Source organism: Roseomonas chloroacetimidivorans, assembly GCF_049629625.1.
GTDB lineage: Bacteria > Pseudomonadota > Alphaproteobacteria > Acetobacterales > Acetobacteraceae > Roseomonas > Roseomonas chloroacetimidivorans.
Genome location: NZ_JBNBZS010000234.1, coordinates 1 through 2,289, shown reverse-complemented (window position 1 = coordinate 2,289; position 2,289 = coordinate 1). Strand labels below are relative to the sequence as shown.

Below are 2,289 nucleotides of genomic sequence, written 5' to 3'. Positions count from 1 at the left end.
GCCCCGCCCAATGAGGGCGGGGCGTGGGTTGTGTTGGCTTTAGAGGGCGAAGTCGGAGGCGGCGAAGGCGTAGTGGCCGTTGACCTCGATCTGGAAGTCGGCCTTGCCGTCGCCGTTGACGTCGCCCTCGATGAGGGTGTTGGCGCCGGAGGTGATGGCGTGGAGTTCGCCGGCCTGCTTGGAGAAGGCGTGGTCGCCGATCCAGGAGAAGGCCTGGTCGCCGCCGGCCTTGGCCTGGGCGTCGAGGGCGGAGAGGTCGATCAGGTCGCCCTTGGCGAAGTCGGCGATGGTGTCGTGGCTGCTGCCCAGCTTGCTATCGGCGAGGCTGGTGTAGACGAAGCTGTCCTGGCCCGCGCCGCCGGTCAGGGTGTCGGCATCGAGGCCGCCGGTGAGGCGGTCATTGCCGGCGCCGCCGGTCAGCGTGTCCTTGCCGGCGCCGCCGGTGAGGATGTCGTTGCCCAGGCCGCCGTCGAGGCTGTCCTTGCCCTCGCCGCCATCGAGGGTGTCGTTGCCGTCACCGCCCGCGAGCTTGTCGTCGCCCTTGTCGCCGGAGAGGGTGTCGTTGCCGATCCCGCCGTCGAGCGTGTCCTTGCCCTCGCCACCCCGGAGGATGTCGTCGCCGGCGCCGCCCGAGAGGGTGTCGTTGCCATTGTCGCCCGAGAGGGTGTCGTTGCCGTTGTCGCCGGAGAGGCTGTCGTCGCTCGAGCCGCCGATGAGCGTGTCATGCCCGTCGCCGCCGGAGATGACATCCTTGCCGCCGAGGCCGTCGATGGTGTCGTTGCCGGCCGTGCCCGTCAGCTTGTCCGCCGAGCCCGTGGCATGGATCTCGGCCGGCTTGGTCTCGACCGGCTTGGTCACCTCTGGCGTGGTCTCGACCGGCTTGGTCACCACCGGGGCCGGCTCAGTCGGCTTGGTCACCACCGGGGCCGGCTCAGCCGGCTTGGTCACCACGGGGGTGGTCACCACCGGGGTGGTGGCGCCGAGCTTGCCGACACCGGCATTGGCCAGGTTGTAGGCCTTCACCGTGGAGGCGGCGTCGAGGTCATAGGCGTAGGGCACGGTGTAGTCGGAGGTGGACTTGCCATCGGCCGCGGAGGCCTCGCCCTTGCCGACCTTGCCCCAGGTGACGTTGTCGAACTCGTTGCCGCTGAGGTTCCAGTAGCCGATCGTCTTGCTGTCGACGCTGACGATGGGGTTGTGGGCGTTCTCGAAGACGTTGCTCTCGATCAGGCCCTCGGCGCCCATGCGCAGGTTCACCGCGGAGGTCTCGATGTCCTTGTAGTAGTTCTCATAGACATGGACATAGCCGTCGCGGACGCTCGGCGCGCGTGAGCCGATATTCTCGAAGACATTGTTGTTGTAGGTGACGTAGCGGCCGCCCTGGTCGGTGTCGGTGTAGCCGTTCAGCGAGACCTTGTGGTGGTCGTGGAAGTAGTTGTTGGAAACGGTGACGTATTCCGTGCCCTTCTTCATGTCGAGCAGGCCGTCATAGTAGTCCTTGTTGGCCGACATGGAGCTGTAGAACTCGTTGTGGTCCACCCAGATGTTGTGGGAGCCACCCTCGATGCCCAGCGCGTCGCCCTCGCCGCCATGGACGTCGTGGATCACCAGGTTCTGGAAGATCAGGTTGGAGGAGGCACCCTTCACCTGGAAGCCGATGCCATCGAACTCCGCGCCGGAACCGGCGCCGACGATCGAGACGTTGTGGACGTCATTGAGGATGATGCTGGCCGCACCGGTGTTGGCGGCGGTGATCTCGCCCTTGACGAGGATGGTGATGGGCTTGTCGGCCGCGGCGTTGATGGCGGCCAGCAGCTCCTTGCCGGTGGTGACCGTGACGGAGCTGCCGCCGAAACCGCCGGTTGTGCCGCCATTCATCGCGGCGAAGCCTGTGGCCTGGTTCACGCTGGACATGGTCATTCCCTTCTGGGCCCAGGCAAAGCTGCGCCGTTCCTGAAACAGGCAAAAAAGCCCGGTCTGTTGCTGCTGGCCTGTTAAGGCCAAGTATTCGCGCGGGCCGTGACCCAGCCTTCACCAGATTTATTCTGGATCCCTGCTCTGTCTGCCGCGCTGTTTTCTTCACGACCCGCGTTGGTGTCGTGGGGGCTACCTATCAGCCCCTGGGAACTGGCCGCAACAGGAAAACACACGGAAACGTGATCGACGCATTCATCGCCAAAACAGGCCGTCTGCAACCTTGAGTTTTAGGATAGTACACCTATACATCACGCAAAAGTGATGACCGCGCCCCCACCCCGCCCCACCCCCACCCGCTCCGCCCAGTGCCCC

General features: G+C 65.4%; 1 protein-coding gene. It reads right to left on the bottom strand.

Annotated elements, in window-relative coordinates; translation table 11 throughout:
- Positions 1-39 precede the first annotated feature (39 nt).
- Complete coding sequence (locus tag ACO1BU_RS36975; protein WP_424140844.1) at positions 40-1,920, bottom strand: pectate lyase family protein; 1,881 nt, start codon at positions 1,918-1,920, stop codon at positions 40-42.
- Between the last annotated feature and the right edge of the window lie 369 nt (positions 1,921-2,289).

Bases quoted from the DNA above. Each gene is read 5' to 3' on its own strand.
- ACO1BU_RS36975 (WP_424140844.1), bottom strand. From the start codon at position 1,920: ATGACCATGTCCAGCGTGAACCAGGCCACAGGCTTCGCCGCGATGAAT.